This is a genomic window from Nonomuraea sp. IBHARD001 (genome assembly GCF_056106265.1).
The window spans coordinates 5,559,820-5,577,336 of the sequence record NZ_JBWBBW010000002.1; the positions used below are offsets into that span (position 1 = coordinate 5,559,820).

Sequence of the window (17,517 nt, forward strand, 5' to 3'; positions counted from 1 at the left end):
AAGCCGATCAATCTCACACAAGAAAGTAAGGATTTCCGCACGTAGGCTACTCGGCATGATCGAGAATCCGGCCGAGGCCTTCGAACGAGGATTCGCCAGGCTCACCTCCCACGCCGTTGGCCCCCTGCTGCGCCTGGTCCGCACGTCGGGCTCGCCGCTCCTGCTGGACGTCGGCTGCGGCACCGGCGTGGTGACGTCGGCCGCGCTCGCACTCGGCGCGCGGGTCACCGCCGTCGACGCCGACCTCGACATGCTGGAGCTGACCGCACGCCGCCACCCCTACGCCGAGGTACGACAGGCCGCACTGCCCGAGCTGCCCTTCCCCGACGAGTCGTTCGACGCGGTGGCGGGCAACTTCGTCGTCAACCACGTCCCTGACCCGCCCGCGACGCTCGCCGCACTGCACCGCGTGCTGCGGCCGGGCGGCGGCCTGGCGCTGAGCTGGTGGAAGCTCGACGAGATCAGCGCCGCCTCCGTCTTCGGCGACGCCCTCGACGCGGCGGGAGTCGCCTACCGGCCGCCCGTGCGCCCGTTCACCGCCTACGAGGCCCCCGAGGCGTTCGCCGCACTGGCCGGGCGGCACGGCTTCACCGGGGTGGGCGTCGACACCCTGCGCTGGCGGCACCGCGTCGAGCCCGACGACTGGTGGCGGGCCATCGTGGCCGGCAACGGGTTCAAGTCCAACGCCATCAGGGCCTTGGACGAGGACACCAGGGCCGTGGTGCGCGGGCACTACGACAGGCTGGTCCGGCCGTACCTGCGCGACGGTGTGGTGGAGTTCCCGGTGTGCGCCTATCTGGGGCACGGCATCCGATAGCAGGCCCTCACTTCTGCGCCCGGCGCCGGGCCTTGGCCTCCTCCCGCCTGGTCACCCTGAGGCGCTGCTCGGCCTTGGCGAGTTTGCCGCGCGCCTTGACGAGTTTGCGTTCGAGCCGTGCGACCTTCTCGGCCCGTGTCTCGTAGTCCTGCACGGCTCGCTCCAGTTCCCTGCGCCATTCGGCATGCGCCTCCCGCGCCAGGCGGCTCTCCTCGGCGCGCTCGGCCTCGCGCTCGGGCCTGGGCGCCTGCCGTACGGCGGGGGTGGTGGTGGGCACGGGGGCGAAGCCCGAGTAGGCCAGGGGCTTGGCCAGGCGACCGGTCCGGACCTGGGCGGCGGCGTCGGCGTCGACGACCGCGGCGTCGAAGGTCTGCTCGGCCTCGGTCGCGGCGCCGCCCGCCAGGGCGCCTTCGGCACGGGCGAACGCGGTGAGTGCGGCGACGGCCTTGGCCCGGCGCGCGCCCAGCGCGTTCAACGCCTCGGCGTCCTGGGCGGCCCAGGCGGCACGCAGTTCCTCGCCCACGGCGAGCAGGTCGGCCAGCTCGGCGGGATGGGCGCGCACGGCCTGGTTGACCGCCCACGCCGCGACCGTGGGACGGCGCAGCGCCGCCACACCCGCCGCCAGCTCCCTGTCGCCCGCCGCCCTGGCCGCCCTGGCCTCGGCGTCACGGGCCTGGACGAACGCGGCGGGCGCGAGCCCGTACAACCGGTCGGCGATCTCGTCAAGATCCACGAAGGTGGGATACCCCGAAACGGGTGCAGCGCATCGCCGGAATATGCCGCATAGTGGTAGAGGCATCCTGTCGAACGGAGGCCCCGGTGTTCGAGCGCTTCACCGACCGCGCCCGGCGGGTGGTCGTCCTCGCCCAGGAAGAGGCGCGGACACTCCACCACGACCACATCGGCACCGAGCACGTCCTGCTCGGCCTGCTGAGCGAGCACGAGGGCGTGGCGGCGCAGGTGCTGCACGACCTGGGCGTCGATGCCCGGAGCGTGCGCACGTTCGTGCACGACGTGATCGGCGAAGGCCCGGGCACGCAGGCGCACCACATCCCGTTCACGCCGCGCGCCAAGAAGGTGCTGGAGCTGTCGCTGCGCGAGGCGCTGCAGCTCAAGCACACCTTCATCGGCACCGAGCACATCCTGCTCGGCCTGCTCAGGGAGGGCGAGGGCGTCGCGGCCCAGGCCCTGCGCGCCGCGGAGGTCAGCCTGGAGGACGCCAGGCGCCGCGTGGCCGAGCGGGTCACCAGGGGCGCACGCGAACGGGCGAGCGAGATGTTCCTCGCACCCGGAGCCTCACTCGCCGACCAGCTGGCCGACATCAGGCTCGCCATCGAACGCCTCCAGGCCGGAATGCACCGCCTGGAAGCCAGGCTCGACGCCATCCAGAACCCACCCGAGCAGACCTAGCCCCCTCACCGTACGGCGGGCACCCCGACCGCCAGCCTGGCCTCGACCACACCGGGATCGTCGGTGTACCCGAGCGTCGCGCCGAGCGACACCATCAGCCTGCGCATGCGCGTGTTGTCCGACAGCAGCGTCGCGCGCACCTCGGCGAACCCGAGGTCGCGCGCCTCCCGCACCACCATCCTGGCCAGCTCGGCGCCGAGCCCGAGCCCCTGCCAGCGGTCCTCCACGAGGAAGGCCATCTCGGCGCTGCCGGGGTCGGCGGTGAACATCAGACTGGCCAGCCCCACCACCTGTCCGTCGTGCCCGGCCACGAACGACAGCCCCCTGCTCCGGTCGCACAGCCGATCGAAGACCCGGGGCGGCAGCGACGGCATCGAGGTGAAGTAGCGGAACCTGCGCGCGTCGGGCGAGCACCTGTCGTGCAGATCGCGCACGGCCTCGCGGTAGAGGGCGGTCAGCGGGCGCACGGTGACCTCGGCCCCGTCCGACAGCCGCACGGTGAGCTCGCCCGTCCTGGCCTCGGCCGGAGGCTGGGCCAGCCGGACGAACGAGGCGGCACGCGCGGCCTCGGTCAGCGTGAACGGCAGACCGGCCCGCCGCAGCCGTACGGCACGCTTCGGCGCGACCGGCACGGTGAGCAGGGTGGGGTCCGGAAGATCGTGCATGGCCTCACCGTAGACCCACCGGGCGTCGTCGGCGCGCAGCAGGGCCGCCAGCAGCTCGGGCAGCCGCCACGGCGCGGCCCGCAGCCTGGAGGCCAGCAGCAGGGCCCTGGTGGGCTCGTCGGTGAGCTCGTGCGCGGTGGCCGCGACCACCTGGACCCTGCGCCCGCCCGCCTCCTCAAGCGCCGCGCGCACGGCCTCGGGGCTGGCGGGGATGTCGGCGACGAACTCGTCGACGGTGCCGTCGGTGTCGGGCTGGACGCTCAGCCCGAGAATGTTGCCGCCCTTGGCCGCCAGGGCCGCCGCCAGTGAGGCCAGGCGGCCCGGTCGTTCGTCCACGGTGGTGCGGATGCGCAGGAATCCCATGGTGTCTCTCCCCTCCGTCGCCTGCCAGAATGCTGGAGGTCTGTTACGGCGTTGCTACGCATGGGTGAGCCTGGCGTTTCATCTATCGGATTACGAAATCCGTTGCCCGATGCGACGCCTTAAACGGATATAGCAGGATATGGGGCTATGAACGCGCGTGTTCCCCTGGCTGGGGATTTCGTCAACGGGGATGTCTCCTTCTGGTATCGCTCGATCGGAGTTCCCGTGCCAGGCGAGCCGCTGCCAGGCGACCTGCGGGCCGACGTGGTGATCGTCGGCGCCGGATACACCGGACTGTGGACCGCCTACTACCTCAAGAAGGCCAGGCCGAGCCTGTCGGTGGTGATCCTGGAGAAGGAGTTCGCCGGGTTCGGCGCCTCGGGACGCAACGGCGGCTGGCTCACCGGCGACATGGCGGGATCGCACGAGCTCTACGCCAAGGAGCACGGCCGGGCCGCCGTCCAGCGCCTGCAGCGCGAGATGTTCGACTCGATCGACGAGGTCATCGCCGTGTGCGCGGCCGAAGGCATCGACGCCGACATCGTCAAGGGCGGCGTGCTGCAGTTCGCCCGCAACAGCGCGCAGGAGAGCAGGCTGCGCGCCACCGTGGCCGAGGCCGAGGCGTGGGGCCTGACCGAGGCCGACCTGCGCCTGCTGGAACCGGCCGAACGCTGGGACCGGCTCCGCGTCGAAGGCGCGCGCGCCGCCACCTGGAGCCCGCACTGCGCCCGCATCCAACCGGCCAAACTCGCCCAAGGCCTGGCCCGTGCCGTACGCGAGCTGGGTGTGCCGATCTACGAGCGCACCGCGGTCACCGAGATCGCACCGCACCGCGCGGTCACCGCCACCGGCACCGTCAGCGCCGACTACGTCATCAGGGCGACCGAGGGCTTCACCTCCGAGCTCAAGGGCCTGCGCAGGCAGTGGCTGCCGATGAACAGCTCGATGATCGTCACCGAGCCGCTGCCCGAGGCGTTCTGGCAGGAGGTCGGCTGGGACGGCGCCGAACTGCTGGGCGACCTGGCCCACTACTACATGTACGCCCAGCGCACCGCCGACGGCCGCGTCGCCTTCGGCGGCAGGGGCAGGCCGTACCTGTACGGCTCGCGGGTCGACGCGCGCGGCCACACCCACGACTGGACGGTCGAGGCGCTGTGGCGGCTGCTGGTCGACTTCTTCCCGGCCGCTCGCACCTCGGCCGTGGCCCACGCCTGGTCGGGGGTGCTCGGCGTGCCGCGCGACTGGTGCTCGACCGTGCACGTCGACCGGGCCAGCGGCATCGGCTGGGCCGGCGGGTACACCGGGCACGGCGTCACCACGACCAACCTGGCCGGGCGCACGCTGCGCGACCTCGTGCTCGGCGAGAGCACCGAGCTCACGTCGCTGCCGTGGGTCGGGCGCGACGTGCGGGCCTGGGAGCCCGAGCCGTTGCGCTGGCTCGGCGTGCACTCGATGTACCGCCTCTACCGCCAGGCCGACGCGCGCGAGGCCACGATGGAGCGCACCTCGGTCCTGGCCCGCTTCGCCGATCTCATCACCGGACACTGAGGAGTCTGACTGTGACCACCCTGTTTCGCGGCGGACGCGTCTTCGTCGGCTCGGCCGAGCACTTCGCCGAGGCCGTCCTGGTCCGCGACGGTGTCATCGCCGCCGTCGGCGCCGAACGCGACCTGGCCGCGCAGGCGGGCCCGCACGACAGCGTCGACCTCGACGGCGGCCTGCTCATCCCCGGCGTCACCGACGCCCACATCCACCCCGTGCAGGCCGGGCTCGAACGCGCCAAGTGCGACCTTTCGGAGGTCTACGGACTCGACCCCTACCTCGCCAAGGTGAGCGCCTACGCCGGCGCCCATCCGGGCAGGGAGTGGATCGACGGCGGCGGCTGGGACATGTCGGCCTTCCCCGGCGGGCTCCCGCACCGCTCGCAGCTGGACTTCCTCGACCGGCCCGTCTACCTCATCCAGCGCGACCACCACGCCGCCTGGGTCAACACCAGGGCGCTGGAGCTGGCCGGCATCACCCGCGACACGCCCGACCCCGCCGACGGCCGCATCGAGCGCGACGCCGACGGCTCGCCCTCCGGCGTGCTGCACGAGGGCGCGATGGACCTGGTCGGCCTGCTGACCCCGCGCCCGAGCGCCGCCGACCTGGACGCCGCCCTGCTCGACGCCCAGGCCCATCTGTTCTCGCTGGGCATCACCGGCTGGCAGGACGCCATCGTCGGCTCCTACGCCGGCTCCGACGACCAGCTGCCCACCTATCTGTCGGCGGCGGCCTCAGGGCGGCTCAGGGCCCGCGTGGTCGGCGCCCTGTGGTGGGACCGCACCCGCGGCGCCGAGCAGATCGAGGACCTGCTGGCCAGGCGGGCGTCGGCCGAAGGGCTCGACCGCTTCAGCGCCGGTTCGGTGAAGATCATGCAGGACGGCATCGCGGAGAACTTCACCGCGGCCGTCATCGAGCCCTACTGCCGCTGCGGCGGCACCGGCCTGTCCTACATCCAGCCGTCGCTGCTCAACGGCTACGTCGCCGAGCTCGACCGGCACGGCTTCCAGGTGCACTTCCACGCGATCGGCGAACGCGCCGTGCGCGAGGCGCTCGACTCCCTGGAAGGCACCTCGCCGGACAACAGGCACCACATCGCGCATCTGCAGATCGTCGAGCCGAGCGACGTGCCGCGTTTCGCCGCGCTCGGCGTCACGGCCAACCTGCAGCCGCTGTGGGCCACCCACCACGCCCAGATGGACGAGCTGACCATCCCGTTCCTCGGCGAGGAGCGCTCGGCCTGGCAGTACCCTTTCGCCGATCTGCTCGCCCGCGGCACCAGGTTCTGCGCGGGCAGCGACTGGCCGGTGTCCAACGCCGATCCGATCCAGGGCATGCACGTCGCGGTCAACCGCACCGAGCCCGGCTCGTCGGTCCACGTGTCCTACCCCACCGCGCTGCAGCCGTTCCTGCCCGGCCAGGCGCTGTCACTGGCCACGGCGCTCAACGCGTACACGGCGGGGTCGGCGTGGATCAACCGTTCGCCCGCCGGGGTCATCGAGGCCGGGCGGCCCGCCGACCTGGTCGTCCTCGACCGCGACCTGTTCGCCCTGCCCGCCGCCGAGATATGGACGGCCAAGGCGAGGGCGACCTTCGTGGACGGCGACCTCGTCCACGGCGGATGAGCTCACCCGTACGGCGGGGCCCGGCATCGATCGGTTGACACCGGGCCCCGCCGATTGGGTGACGCGCAGCGGACCCGCGCCCCGGATGGTGGAAGGAACACCCATCACGACCAGGGAGTTCCTCCATGAGAGTCCGCACCGTCCCGGCGCTCGCCCTCGCGGCGCTGACCGCCTCGCTCGCCTTCGCCGCACCCGGCCACACCGACACCCTCGTGTACGGCGAGGACGTCTCGCGCTGGGCCGCCGACCACGACTGGGCGGCGAGCAAGGCGGAGTTCGGCATCGCCAAGGCCACCGAAGGCACCGGGCGCACCGACCCGTCCTTCACCTCGCACTGGAAGGCCATGGCGGCCAAGGGCATCGTCAGGGGTGCCTACCACTACGGCCATCCGGGCAACGACCCCGTCGCCGAGGCCGACCACTTCCTGACGGTCGTCGGCTCGCGCGGCCTGGCCGAAGGCGACCTGCTCGCCCTCGACCTGGAGACCACCGACGGCCGTTCGCGCGAGCAGGTCACCACCTGGGCCAAGCGCTGGCTGGCCCGTGTCGAGGCCAGGACCGGTGTCAAGCCGCTCTTCTACAGCAGCTGGTCCTTCGCCGACACCCACGGCGACGGCCTGTCCGGCTACCCGCTCTGGGTGGCGCACTACTCACGCGCCAAGGGCACGGTCACCCCGCCCGCCGACTGGAAGCAGTGGGTCATCCACCAGTACTCCGACGACCCGCCCACCGACGCCAACGTCTCGCGCCTCACGGTCGAGCAGCTGCGTGAGCTGGGATATCAGGGCTAGGGCTTACCCGGACTTTATTTACCCTTTCCCGATTGCCACCGACTCGTTACCAACACTAGAGTCCCCCGTTATCGGCCGATGACCGGCCGAACCGCCGAGTCCCCGTCATGGGGAGCCGGGGACCCACATCGTTCCCGGGGTGAATCCGCTGCAGGTCAGCGGTAGGGCACTCCTACGCCCGAACCCGTCAGCTAACCCGGTAGGCGGCATAGGAGAAGGAGCACACGTGCGCTTCCACCTCGTCATGCCTCGAACCTGGCCAAGACACGTCATCCCCGACGGACCCCACGGTCCGTCCGCGCCTGCCACCGCGTAGCCGCCGCACGCCGGGCCCCTTTCCCCGGGCCCCGTGTCCCCCATGTGCGCGCCGATGGGCGCCACACCTGTGACGACCGCACCCTTCCCCGCGGATCGTCTCCGACGTGTCCCCAACCCCCATTCCAGGTATGAACACTGAAGACATCCAGAAAATGATCAAGGTCCTCGACACCCAGGTGGGATATGTCGAGAAGGCCGGCGGCTACACCAAGTTCGGCGACTGGTACGCCAAGAACGTCGACGACAGCTACGACTTCTCCGACGCCGCCTGGTGCGACATGTTCCTCGCATGGGGCGCCAAGCAGACCGGCCTGGAGGAGGCGTACGGCCAGTTCGCCTACACCCCCGCCCATGCGGCCTGGTTCAAGAAGCAGGACGCCTGGGGCAAGGAGCCCGAACCCGGCGCACTGGTCTTCTACGACTGGTCGGGCGGCAAGTCCCTCAGCGGCATCGACCACGTCGGCATCGTCACCAAGGTCGAGGGCAAACGCATCAAGACCATCGAGGGCAATGTCGACGCCCGCTTCGCCAAACGAAAGGAGCGCGACCAGAGCAAGGTCGTCGGCTACGGCTACCCCGACCGCACCGAGGGCGGCAAGGCCCTCCGCGAGGCGGCGCCCCCCACCGGCGACACCTCCGGGTCCTCTCCCGCGCCCACTACCGAGGCCTCCGCGCCTGCTACGACCGCTTCCCCTGCGCCTGCTGCCGAGGCCTCAGGGGCTTCCCCCGCCCCCACTAGCGAGGCCTCCCCCGGGCATGCTCCGACCGCTTCCCCTGCGGGGCGCGACTCGGCGTCGGCCGTGCTTGCGCCCGGAGGTGGGAGTACTCCGCCCTCGGGGGGCGAGGGCATCGCCCTGACCGCGATGGCCCAGAACCTCAGTCCCGTGACCGATCTGGGCTCGGCGGGCGCCATCGCCCCCGTGCTGCTGACCGTCGCCCTGCTGGCGCTCGGCCGCCGGGGCGTCACCAGGGCGGTCAGGTCCCTGCGTCCGGCTCCCCGTGGTCGCCATCACCGGGTGGCCCTGGCCTGACCGACGTGTCCGTCACCCCCGTGCGCGTGTCGTACGGGGGTGTGCGGGCTGTCCGAGGGTGTGCGGGTCGCACGAGGGGGTGCGGGTCGCACGGAGGTGTGCGGGTGGCTCCCGGTCGCCTCGCCCTGCCCGGGAGGCTCGGGCCTCACACTGCGGCGCCGCGTATCGGTGGATGGCCGCGCTCCCGGGTACCGCCCCCCTGCGGGCGGTTGCCCGCGTCGGGCGGTGGTGCTGGGGGTGGCTTGCCGTAACAGGTGGGCGTGGGTTGGGGTGGGCGTGCGAAGGCCCCCGCAGGATGTCCTGCGGGGGCCTTCGCATATGCGCTCAGAAAGACAGCGCTCCCACGGTCACCAGGGCGACTTGTTGTTGCGCAGGCGCTCCAGGGCTTCCTCCAGGATGGCCTTGCCGTCCTTGTCGCTGCGACGCTCCTTCACATAGGCGAGGTGCGTCTTGTACGGCTCGTTGCGGGGAGGGGCCGGGGGGGCCGCCTCGTCCTGGCCTGCGGGGAGACCGCAGCGGGGGCAGTCCCACAGCTCGGGGACGGCCGCGTCGCTGGCGAAGCTGGGCCTGGTCTCGTGCATGTTCGCGCACCAGAACGAGACCCGCACTCGCGGGGCCGCCTCGCCGCGCTCTGCCTCACCCATCGGCCCGGCGCCGACTCGGCTGCCACGGATCGCGTTGCCACTACCCACGGATGAACTCCTCGCTCGATCGCCCCGCGGGGACACGGGGGAGAATCACTGTCACGCTGTGTACGTCGTTACCGGGGGTCAGGGCTTGAGCAGGAGACCCAGGGCGATGATGCACACGAACCATACGACACCAGTGATGATGGTCAGGCGGTCGAGGTTACGCTCGACGACCGAGGAACCGCCGAAGTTCGACGAGAAGCCGCCGCCGAACATGTCGGACAGCCCGCCGCCCTTGCCCTTGTGGAGCAGCACAAGCAGGATCATGAGACAGCTCGCCAGAATGAGGGCGGCGGAGATTCCGATAATCACGGGTGACCTGATTCCTCTGATACGAAGTACAGTCGCGACGATTCAAACTTGCTTCTAGAGGGTACGACGTGATGTCAAGTCGTACCCCCCGAACGCCTCAGTCAGCTGGACAATTCGCCAAAACGGCAGATCTTAACGTACTCCGCCGCGTCGAGTGCGGCACCCCCGACCAGGGCGCCGTCGACGTCGGGCTGAGCCATGATCCCGGCGATGTTATCCGACTTGACCGAGCCACCGTAAAGGATACGGACCGCGTCCGCCACCTCCGCGTCATACAGATCGGCGAGTCGCGCCCGAAGAGCGCCGCACACCTCCTGCGCGTCGTCGGGCGTGGCGACCTCGCCGGTGCCGATCGCCCACACGGGCTCGTAGGCGACGACGATCTTCTTGGCCTGCTCGGCGGTCACCTTGTTCAGGGCGCCGTCGAGCTGCGAGAGGCTGTGCGCGACCTGCCCACCCGCCTGGCGCACGGCCAGGCCTTCGCCCACGCACAGGATCGGCGTGATCGAGTGCCGGTAGGCCGCCTGCACCTTGGCGTTGACCAGGGCGTCGTCCTCGCGGTGGTACTGCCGCCGCTCGGAGTGGCCGATCGTCACGTAGGTGCAGCCCAGCTTGGCCAGCATCACGCCGGAGATCTCGCCGGTGTAGGCGCCGCCGTCGTGCGGCGACAGGTCCTGCGCGCCGTACACGATGCGCAGCTTGTCGCCGTCGACCAGGGTCTGCACACTGCGCAGATCCGTGAACGGCGGGAGCACGGCCACCTCGGCCTTGTCGAAGTCCTTGTCCGACAGGGCGAAGGCCAGCTTCTGGACGAGTGCGATGGCCTCCAGGTGGTTGAGGTTCATCTTCCAGTTGCCGGCGAAGAGCGGCTTTCGCGTGGTCATCGCCCGCTCACCTGCACCCGATTTGCCTGCACGCTATGCCTCCAGGGCCGCGAGTCCGGGCAGGGTCTTGCCTTCGAGGTACTCGAGGCTCGCTCCGCCACCGGTGGAAATATGGGAGAAACCATCTTCGGGCAGTCCGAGCTGACGCACGGCCGCGGCCGAGTCGCCACCGCCCACCACGGAGAAGGCCTCCGATGCGATCAACGCTTCGGCGACCGCTCTGGTGCCCCCGGAGAAGGCCTCGAACTCGAACACGCCCATCGGGCCGTTCCAGAACACCGTGCGCGCGTCGGCCAGCTTGCCCGCGAACAGCTCCCTGGACCTGGGGCCGATGTCCAGGCCCTGGCGGTCGGCCGGGATCGCGGTGGCGTCGACCACCTCGAACTCGGCGTCCTCGGCGAAGTGCGTGGCCGCCAGCACGTCGACCGGCAGCACCAGCTCGACGCCGCGCTTGACCGCCTCGTTGAGGAAGCCGCGCACCTGGTCGAGCTGGTCGGCCTGCAGCAGCGACTGGCCGACCTCGTGGCCCTGCGCGGCCAGGAAGGTGTAGGCCATGCCGCCGCCGATGAGCAGCCGATCCACCTTGGTCAGCAGATTGGCGATGACGCCCAGCTTGTCGGAGACCTTGGCCCCGCCGAGCACGACCACATAGGGCCGCTCGGAGTCCTCGGTCAGCCGCTTGAGCACCTCGACCTCGGCCAGGACCAGCCCGCCCGCGGCATGCGGGAGCAGCGCGGGCACGTCGTAGACGCTGGCGTGCTTGCGGTGCACCGCGCCGAAGCCGTCGCCCACGTAGAGGTCGGCCAGCGCGGCCAGCTCCGCCGCGAACGCCTCACGCACGGCGTCGTCCTTGGACTCCTCGCCCTTCTCGTAGCGAAGGTTCTCCAGCAGCGCCACCTGGCCGTCGCCCAGCTCGGCGACGGTCTGCCTGGCGCTCGGCCCCACCACGTCGCCCGCGAAGGCCACCTCGGCGCCGAGGAGCTCGCCCAGACGCGCGGCGACCGGCTTGAGGGAGTACGCGGGGTTGGCCTCGCCCTTGGGCCTGCCGAGGTGCGCGGTCACGACGACACGCGCACCGGCGGCGGCGAGCCGCTTGATCGTCGGAACCGAGGCGCGGATGCGCCCGTCGTCCGTGATCACGTCCCCGTCGAGGGGGACGTTGAGGTCGGCGCGCACGAGCACGCGCCGGCCCTTCACGTCGGAGTAGTCGACCGAGCGCATCAGAGGTCCGCGCCCACCAGCTCGATGAGGTCCACGAGGCGGTTGGAGTAGCCCCACTCGTTGTCGTACCAGCCGACGACCTTCACCTGGTTGCCGATGACCTTGGTCAGACCGGCGTCGAAGATGCAGGAGGAGGGGTCGGTGACGATGTCGGCGGAGACGATGTCGTCCTCGGTGTAGGTCAGGTAGCCCTTGAGCTCGCCCTCGGCCGCGGCCTTGAACGCGGCGTTGACCTCTTCGACGGTGACCTCGCGGTTGACGTCGACGGTCAGGTCGGTGGCCGAGCCGGTGGGGATCGGCACGCGCAGCGCGAAGCCGTCGAGGCGGCCCTTGAGCTCGGGCAGCACCAGGCCGATGGCCTTGGCCGCGCCGGTGGAGGTCGGCACGATGTTGAGCGCGGCGGCGCGGGCGCGGCGCAGGTCGCTGTGCGGGCCGTCCTGCAGGTTCTGGTCCTGCGTGTAGGCGTGGATGGTGGTCATCAGGCCCTTGTCGATACCGAAGTTGTCGTTGAGGACCTTGGCCAGCGGCGCCAGGCAGTTGGTGGTGCAGGAGGCGTTGGAGATGATCGTGTGCTCGGCCGCGACGTACTTGTCGTGGTTGACGCCCATGACGACGGTGACGTCCTCGTTCTTGGCCGGGGCCGAGATGATGACCTTCTTCGCGCCGTTGTCGGCGTGCACCCTGGCCTTGTTGGCGTCGGTGAAGAAGCCGGTCGACTCCACCACGACGTCGACACCCAGCTCACCCCAGGGCAGCTTGGCGGGGTCACGCTCGGCGAACGCCTTGATCGCCTTGCCGTCGACGATGATCTCGTCGGCCGTGGCCTTCACCTCGTACGGCAGGCGGCCCAGGATGCTGTCGTACTTCAGCAGGTGGGCGAGCGTCGCATTGTCGGTCAGGTCGTTGACCGCGACGATCTCGATGTCCTTGCCGCTGGCCGCGACCGCTCGCCAGAAGTTGCGACCGATGCGACCGAAGCCGTTGATACCTACGCGGATGGTCATCGAAACCGATCTCCTCGTACGTCTTGCGCCGGAAGCGTCCGGCGACGTGGCGGGCTGTTACCTCAACCACGAACCCTATCGGAAGCAAATTGGTTTAGACCACTTCAGGTCCCGCCCTGTCTTTGGCAGTTCGAGACTCGTCATTTGCGCGGTTCGAGTAAAGTGCCCGACTCGACACAGTAAACACGTCTGATCGCTGGGGGCTCAGATGGCGAAAGGCTCGTCGGGACTGCTCCGAAGTACGCTCTTCGGGCTGATCGCGCTGGTCGTGGCCGCCGTGGTCGCGGGCGCCGCGGTGTACTGGTCCAACCCGCTGCCGACCGCCGTGGCGACCACCACCGTGCTGGCCGCCGGTATCGCCTGCGGCGTCCTGGTCGCCCTGGCCATGCGCTCGGGCCGCCCCACCTCCGCCCTCGTCCCCGTGCTCGCCCTGCTGCTGGCCGGAGCCGGAGCCGCACTCGGCATGCACGCCGCGGTCATGGCGCTCTTCCACTCCCCCCTGGAGCTCGGCAGCCTCCTCACGGTGGCCGCCCAGGCCTGGCCCGACCTCGTCACCGCCCTCACCGCCCACCTCGTCCCCCCTCTGGTCCCCGGCCTCGCCGCCGTGACCGCCTGCCTGCTGTCCGCCGTGTCGCTGGGGCGCAGTCGGCGGGCGGCGGCTGCGGATGTGGGGGCGGGGGCCGGTCCGGTGGAGGAGGAGCCCCAGTACCGCTCAGCCTTCGAGCCGGTCCAGGACCCCCGCCAACACCGGTGACCTGCGCGGGGTGAGGAGTGCGCGTCTGGCGAGGCCGCCCACACGACACGGCCTGGTCTGGCCTGGCTGGACGGCGAGGCCGAGCCTGTGATCCGCCCACGTGTTGTCTGCTGGCCTAGCGTGGCGCCTGTCGTTGCCCCTGCCTCGGGCTGAGCAGGCATGGCCGAGCAGACCGCCTGACGAGACCAGCGTGCGACCTCGCTCTGCGACGCGAGCACGGACGTTGCGAGCACAGGCGTTGCGAACACGGGAAGCGCCGCAGTCCTGGCGTCCCAGGCGTTGTGGCGGCGTTCGGAGGGCAGGTGTGCCCTCCGAACGCCGCCACGCCGCCACGCCGCCCAACAGTCACACGACAACGCCCAGAGCCCGCACACACGCACACACGTACGCACGTACGTACGCACGCACATACGCACGGCGAACCGCCCCGCGACCCATCACCGGCAGCGCCAAGCGGCACAAAGCAACCGCCACAAGCCCCAGCCCGCGCCCCGCGCACCCGCCCTCAAAAACGCCCCTCAAACGCAAAGGCGTCCAGCAAGAGCAACGCGCCCGCCCAGCCCCCCCACGGCGTAACCCAACCGCCCGACAGATCCCGTCAGGCCCCCTACGACGAAAGCATGTCCACAGTGAGGTTGGCCTCGGTGTTGGGGATGCCGATGTCCGAAGCCCGCTTGTCGGCCATCGCCAGCAAGCGTCTGATGCGTCCGGCGATCGCGTCCTTGGTCAGCGGCGGATCGGCGATCTGCCCCAGCTCCTCCAGCGAGGCCTGCTTGTGCTCCACCCGGAGGCGTCCGGCGATCACCAGGTGGTCCGGCGCCTCCTCGCCCAGGATCTCCAGCGCCCGCTGCACCCTGGCCCCGGCCGCCACGGCCGCGCGGGCCGAACGGCGCAGGTTGGCGTCGTCGAAGTTGGCCAGCCTGTTGGCCGTGGCCCGCACCTCGCGGCGCATCCGGCGTTCCTCCCACGCCAGCACGCTGTCGTGGGCGCCGAGCCTGGTCAGCAATGCGCTGATGGCGTCGCCGTCCCGCACCACGACCCGGTCGACCCCGCGTACCTCACGGGCCTTGGCGTGGATCTTCAGTCGCCGTGCCGAGCCGACCAGCGCCAGGGCCGCCTCGGGCCCGGGACAGGTCACCTCCAGCGACATCGAACGCCCGGGCTCGGTCAGCGAGCCGTGTGCCAGGAACGCTCCCCGCCAGGCCGCCTCCGCGTCGCAGGAGGCCCCCGCCACCACCTGACGCGGCAGCCCGCGAACGGGACGCCCGTGATTGTCGATCAGGCCGGTCTGCCTGGCCAGCGCCTCGCCGTCGCGGTACACCCGCACGACATAACGCGACCCCTTGCGCAGCCCGGCAGGCGCCAACACCATGACCTCGGCCTTGTGCCCGAACACCTCGCCGATGTCCTTGATCAGCCGCCGCGCGGTGGCATTGGTGTCGAGCTCGGCTTCGATCACGATGCGCCCGCCCACCAGGTGCAGCCCGCTCGCGAACCGCAGCAGCGTGGACACCTCGGCCTTGCGGCAGCAAGGCTTCAGCACCGGCAGGCGGCTCAGCTCGTCCTTCACCACACCCGTCATTGCCATAAGCGTTAGTCCTCCCCCATACAGACCGGCCTACAGCAGTCTCTCGCACCTTCCGGCCGCGCCGACCAGGATCAACGCTTCTGGAGGAAAATCTCGTCCAGGACGGAGGCAAGACGTCGTGGGTCATGCCTCGGCGACCCGTCGGAGGCGGCGACCTGCGCCATCACCAGCCTGGCCCCCAGCGAGTCGGCCGCCTTCTCCAGCGCGTCGGGCTCGTCGACCACCCCGATATCGGCAAGCACGACATCCACCGACAAGTCCGGCGCGTGCTGGCGAAGCACCTCCAGATGCTGCTGCGGCGAGAAGTCGTCGGTCTCGCCCGGCTGCGGCGCCAGGTTCAGATTGACCAGCCGCCTGGCCTTCGTGGCATGCAGCGCCCTGGCCAGCTCGGGCACCTTCAGATGCGGCAGCACACTGGTGAACCACGACCCAGGCCCGAAAACCACCCAATCGGCGTCGAGCACCGCCCGTACGGCCTCCTCACAGGCCGGAGGATCCTCGGGCACCAGCGAGATCGCCTGCACCCGCCCGGGCGTCAAGGCACAGGCCACCTGCCCGCGTACGGTCGACACCACGCCGTCGAGTTCGACCTCGGCCACGATGTCCAGCGGCACCGAGGCCATCGGCAGCACCCGGCCGTGCGCGCCCAGCAGCCTGCCCACCCAGTCCAGCCCCGCGACCGTGTCGCCGAGCAACTCCCAGAGCGCCACGATCAGCAGGTTGCCGACGGCATGCCCGTGAATGTCGCCCTGCGCCTGTCCGGCGCCCTGGGCCGCGTCACCGAAACGGTGCTGGACGACCGCGGCCCACGTGGCCCCCCACTCGTCGTCACCGCACAGCGCCGCCAACGCCATCCGCAGGTCCCCGGGAGGCAGCACGCCGAGCTCGCGTCTGAGCCTGCCGCTCGATCCGCCGTCGTCGGCGACCGTCACCACGGCCGTCAACTCCCTGGTGACCGCCCGCAAAGCCGACAACGACGCATAAAGCCCATGCCCGCCCCCCAGCGCGACCACCTTGGGCCCACCGGCCAGGGGCGCGTCCGACAACTCCCGCCGCACCCCCAACTCCCTGCGCCCGGCCGAACCCTGCCGCCCGACCGCCCCGTGCCGCCCGGCCGAACCCTGCGACCCGGCCGCATCCCGGCCGTCAGCCCCATCCCGCCGCCCGGTCACTGCCTGCGACTCCCCAGCACCGGCCACCAGACTCCCGTCCCCGCGCCCGTCACCGGCGCGCCCTTCCGTCTCCCTGCCCTGCCGGCCCCCAAGGCTCCCGCCCTGGCGAACGCCCAGGCCCTGCCACTGCCGTCCTGCCCTGGTCGCCTCGTCCTGATCACCGGCCTGGCCCTGCCTCACCGCGGCCGGACGCCCCGCGCCCGGCCCGGCTCCCCACCTGTCATTCCACGCAAGCCAGAGCCAATCACATCCACCCCGCCCACACCCGGACCATCACCATCTGGACCACCCACTTCTCCCCCACCACCACACACCCGGCCGGGCGCCCCTACTCCCTGCCCACATCCCGATGACTGACCTGAACCTCCATGCCCCGATCGCGCAACCGCCCGCCGAGCTGCTCGGCCATCGCCACACTGCGGTGCTTGCCGCCCGTGCACCCGACGGCCAGCGTCGCGTAGCTCTTGCCCTCGCGGGTGTAACCGGCGGCGACGACGCCGAAGACCTCTTCGTAGCCGTCGAGGAACTCCTTGGCCCCGGGCTGCCCCAGCACGTAGTCGCGCACGGGTGTGTCGAGGCCGTTCATCGGCCGCAGGTCTGGCACCCAGTGCGGATTGGGCAGGAACCTGCAGTCGACCACGAGATCGGCGTCGACCGGCAGCCCGTACTTGTATCCGAACGAGACCACATTGACCCGCAGCCCGGGCCGGTCCTCCCCGCCGAAGAACGCGACGATCTTGCCGCGCAACTCGTGCACATTGAGCGAGGAGGTGTCGATGACCAGGTCGGCGTTGGCCCGGACCTCGCGCAGGATGCCGCGCTCGCGGGCGATGCCGTCGACCAGCCTGCCGTCGCCCTGCAGCGGATGCGGCCTGCGGACGTTCTCGAAGCGGCGCACCAGCTCCTCGTCGCTGGCCTCCAGGAACACCACGCGTACGGCGACGCCGCGTGCGTCGAGCTCCTCGATGGCGGCGTTGAGGTCGGTGGTGAAGGCGAGGCTGCGCACGTCGACGACGGCCGCGACCTTGTCGGCGGCCAGCTTGACCCGCCCGGCCTCCTCGGCCATGGCGAACAGCAGACCCGGCGGCAGGTTGTCGATGACGAACCAGCCGAGGTCCTCCAGCGCCTTGGCCGCGGTGCTGCGGCCGGCGCCTGACATACCGGTGACGATGACGAATGCGGCCTCGCGCCGCAGCTCGCCCTGGGCGCTCGTGCCCTCGCCGCCCGCTCTCGCGTCTCGATCGGGCGCGTGCGACCCGGGCGCGGCGCCCGTGTCCTCAGCCCGCTCCTGTCCAGCGGTCATGAATCCTCCTTCTCCGGCCTCACGACCG

The 17,517-nt window shown here is 70.9% G+C and carries 16 protein-coding genes, 1 pseudogene and 1 riboswitch; of the genes and pseudogenes, 7 read left to right on the forward strand and 10 right to left on the reverse strand.

The window, feature by feature from the left end; genetic code table 11:
- Positions 1-55 precede the first annotated feature (55 nt).
- On the forward strand, positions 56-817 hold the full coding sequence (locus tag ACTWNK_RS27385) for a class I SAM-dependent methyltransferase (protein WP_474307417.1): 762 nt from the start codon (positions 56-58) through the stop codon (positions 815-817).
- 7 nt (positions 818-824) lie between these two features.
- Here the strand turns inward: ACTWNK_RS27385 and ACTWNK_RS27390 are convergent, their stop codons facing one another.
- Positions 825-1,550 (reverse strand): hypothetical protein, encoded by a 726-nt coding sequence (locus tag ACTWNK_RS27390; protein ID WP_474307418.1) that lies wholly within the window; start codon positions 1,548-1,550, stop codon positions 825-827.
- Positions 1,551-1,636: 86 nt separating this feature from the next.
- Here ACTWNK_RS27390 and ACTWNK_RS27395 point away from each other — a divergent pair.
- Positions 1,637-2,056: pseudogene (locus tag ACTWNK_RS27395) on the forward strand (Clp protease N-terminal domain-containing protein); the annotation flags it as partial.
- A gap of 176 nt (positions 2,057-2,232) precedes the next feature.
- On the opposite strand, the gene ACTWNK_RS27400 reads toward ACTWNK_RS27395, so the two are convergent.
- Positions 2,233-3,255, reverse strand: a complete 1,023-nt coding sequence (locus ACTWNK_RS27400; protein WP_474307419.1) for an N-acetyltransferase family protein — start codon at positions 3,253-3,255, stop codon at positions 2,233-2,235.
- 147 nt (positions 3,256-3,402) lie between these two features.
- Here ACTWNK_RS27400 and ACTWNK_RS27405 point away from each other — a divergent pair, with 147 nt between their 5' ends.
- From ACTWNK_RS27405 to ACTWNK_RS27420, 4 genes are all read left to right on the forward strand, one after another.
- Positions 3,403-4,803 (forward strand): NAD(P)/FAD-dependent oxidoreductase, encoded by a 1,401-nt coding sequence (locus ACTWNK_RS27405; RefSeq protein WP_474307420.1) that lies wholly within the window; start codon positions 3,403-3,405, stop codon positions 4,801-4,803.
- An 11-nt stretch (positions 4,804-4,814) separates the two neighbouring features.
- The gene (locus ACTWNK_RS27410; protein WP_474307421.1) at positions 4,815-6,422 is read left to right on the forward strand and encodes an amidohydrolase; all 1,608 of its coding nucleotides are present in this window, start codon (positions 4,815-4,817) and stop codon (positions 6,420-6,422) included.
- 125 nt (positions 6,423-6,547) lie between these two features.
- Positions 6,548-7,213 carry a glycoside hydrolase family 25 protein gene (locus tag ACTWNK_RS27415; protein ID WP_474307422.1) on the forward strand — a complete coding sequence of 222 codons (666 nt, stop codon included), beginning with the start codon at positions 6,548-6,550 and terminating at the stop codon, positions 7,211-7,213.
- 82 nt (positions 7,214-7,295) lie between these two features.
- A riboswitch (cyclic di-AMP (ydaO/yuaA leader) is annotated at positions 7,296-7,433 on the forward strand.
- A gap of 226 nt (positions 7,434-7,659) precedes the next feature.
- The gene (locus ACTWNK_RS27420; protein ID WP_474307423.1) at positions 7,660-8,562 is read left to right on the forward strand and encodes a CHAP domain-containing protein; all 903 of its coding nucleotides are present in this window, start codon (positions 7,660-7,662) and stop codon (positions 8,560-8,562) included.
- A 347-nt stretch (positions 8,563-8,909) separates the two neighbouring features.
- Here ACTWNK_RS27420 and ACTWNK_RS27425 read toward each other — a convergent pair whose 3' ends face one another.
- From ACTWNK_RS27425 to gap, 5 genes are all read right to left on the reverse strand, one after another.
- A complete protein-coding gene (locus ACTWNK_RS27425) occupies positions 8,910-9,254 on the reverse strand; it encodes an RNA polymerase-binding protein RbpA (RefSeq protein WP_189140373.1) in 345 nt (114 codons plus the stop codon).
- Positions 9,255-9,332: 78 nt separating this feature from the next.
- Positions 9,333-9,563, reverse strand: a complete 231-nt coding sequence (secG, locus tag ACTWNK_RS27430; RefSeq protein WP_474307424.1) for a preprotein translocase subunit SecG — start codon at positions 9,561-9,563, stop codon at positions 9,333-9,335.
- Between the two features lie 101 nt (positions 9,564-9,664).
- The gene (gene tpiA, locus ACTWNK_RS27435; RefSeq protein ID WP_474307425.1) at positions 9,665-10,447 is read right to left on the reverse strand and encodes a triose-phosphate isomerase; all 783 of its coding nucleotides are present in this window, start codon (positions 10,445-10,447) and stop codon (positions 9,665-9,667) included.
- Between the two features lie 33 nt (positions 10,448-10,480).
- Positions 10,481-11,668: a phosphoglycerate kinase gene (locus ACTWNK_RS27440; RefSeq protein ID WP_474307426.1), complete on the reverse strand. Its 1,188-nt coding sequence runs from the start codon at positions 11,666-11,668 to the stop codon at positions 10,481-10,483.
- Complete coding sequence (gene gap / locus ACTWNK_RS27445) at positions 11,668-12,672, reverse strand: type I glyceraldehyde-3-phosphate dehydrogenase (RefSeq protein ID WP_474307427.1); 1,005 nt, start codon at positions 12,670-12,672, stop codon at positions 11,668-11,670. Before gap ends, ACTWNK_RS27440 begins: the two co-directional genes overlap by 1 nt.
- A gap of 208 nt (positions 12,673-12,880) precedes the next feature.
- On the opposite strand from gap, the gene ACTWNK_RS27450 reads away from it, so the two are divergent.
- A complete protein-coding gene (locus ACTWNK_RS27450) occupies positions 12,881-13,426 on the forward strand; it encodes a hypothetical protein (RefSeq protein ID WP_474307428.1) in 546 nt (181 codons plus the stop codon).
- Positions 13,427-14,033: 607 nt separating this feature from the next.
- On the opposite strand, the gene whiA is transcribed toward ACTWNK_RS27450, so the two are convergent.
- From whiA to rapZ, 3 genes are all read right to left on the reverse strand, one after another.
- Entirely contained in the window at positions 14,034-15,014 is a 981-nt protein-coding gene (whiA, locus tag ACTWNK_RS27455; RefSeq protein WP_474307429.1) for a DNA-binding protein WhiA, read from the reverse strand.
- 71 nt (positions 15,015-15,085) lie between these two features.
- A complete protein-coding gene (locus ACTWNK_RS27460; protein ID WP_474307430.1) occupies positions 15,086-16,072 on the reverse strand; it encodes a gluconeogenesis factor YvcK family protein in 987 nt (328 codons plus the stop codon).
- A gap of 442 nt (positions 16,073-16,514) precedes the next feature.
- Positions 16,515-17,489: an RNase adapter RapZ gene (gene rapZ, locus ACTWNK_RS27465; RefSeq protein ID WP_474307431.1), complete on the reverse strand. Its 975-nt coding sequence runs from the start codon at positions 17,487-17,489 to the stop codon at positions 16,515-16,517.
- Positions 17,490-17,517 lie beyond the last annotated feature (28 nt).

What these genes read in the sequence shown, in the direction of transcription:
- ACTWNK_RS27385 (WP_474307417.1), top strand. Translation starts at nt 56, where the DNA reads ATGATCGAGAATCCGGCCGAGGCCTTCGAACGAGGATTCGCCAGGCTC.
- ACTWNK_RS27400 (WP_474307419.1), bottom strand. Translation starts at nt 3,255, where the DNA reads ATGGGATTCCTGCGCATCCGCACCACCGTGGACGAACGACCGGGCCGC.
- ACTWNK_RS27405 (WP_474307420.1), top strand. Translation starts at nt 3,403, where the DNA reads ATGAACGCGCGTGTTCCCCTGGCTGGGGATTTCGTCAACGGGGATGTC.
- ACTWNK_RS27415 (WP_474307422.1), top strand. Translation starts at nt 6,548, where the DNA reads ATGAGAGTCCGCACCGTCCCGGCGCTCGCCCTCGCGGCGCTGACCGCC.
- ACTWNK_RS27420 (WP_474307423.1), top strand. Translation starts at nt 7,660, where the DNA reads ATGAACACTGAAGACATCCAGAAAATGATCAAGGTCCTCGACACCCAG.
- tpiA (WP_474307425.1), bottom strand. Translation starts at nt 10,447, where the DNA reads ATGACCACGCGAAAGCCGCTCTTCGCCGGCAACTGGAAGATGAACCTC.
- ACTWNK_RS27440 (WP_474307426.1), bottom strand. Translation starts at nt 11,668, where the DNA reads ATGCGCTCGGTCGACTACTCCGACGTGAAGGGCCGGCGCGTGCTCGTG.
- gap (WP_474307427.1), bottom strand. Translation starts at nt 12,672, where the DNA reads ATGACCATCCGCGTAGGTATCAACGGCTTCGGTCGCATCGGTCGCAAC.
- ACTWNK_RS27450 (WP_474307428.1), top strand. Translation starts at nt 12,881, where the DNA reads ATGGCGAAAGGCTCGTCGGGACTGCTCCGAAGTACGCTCTTCGGGCTG.
- whiA (WP_474307429.1), bottom strand. Translation starts at nt 15,014, where the DNA reads ATGGCAATGACGGGTGTGGTGAAGGACGAGCTGAGCCGCCTGCCGGTG.
- rapZ (WP_474307431.1), bottom strand. Translation starts at nt 17,489, where the DNA reads ATGACCGCTGGACAGGAGCGGGCTGAGGACACGGGCGCCGCGCCCGGG.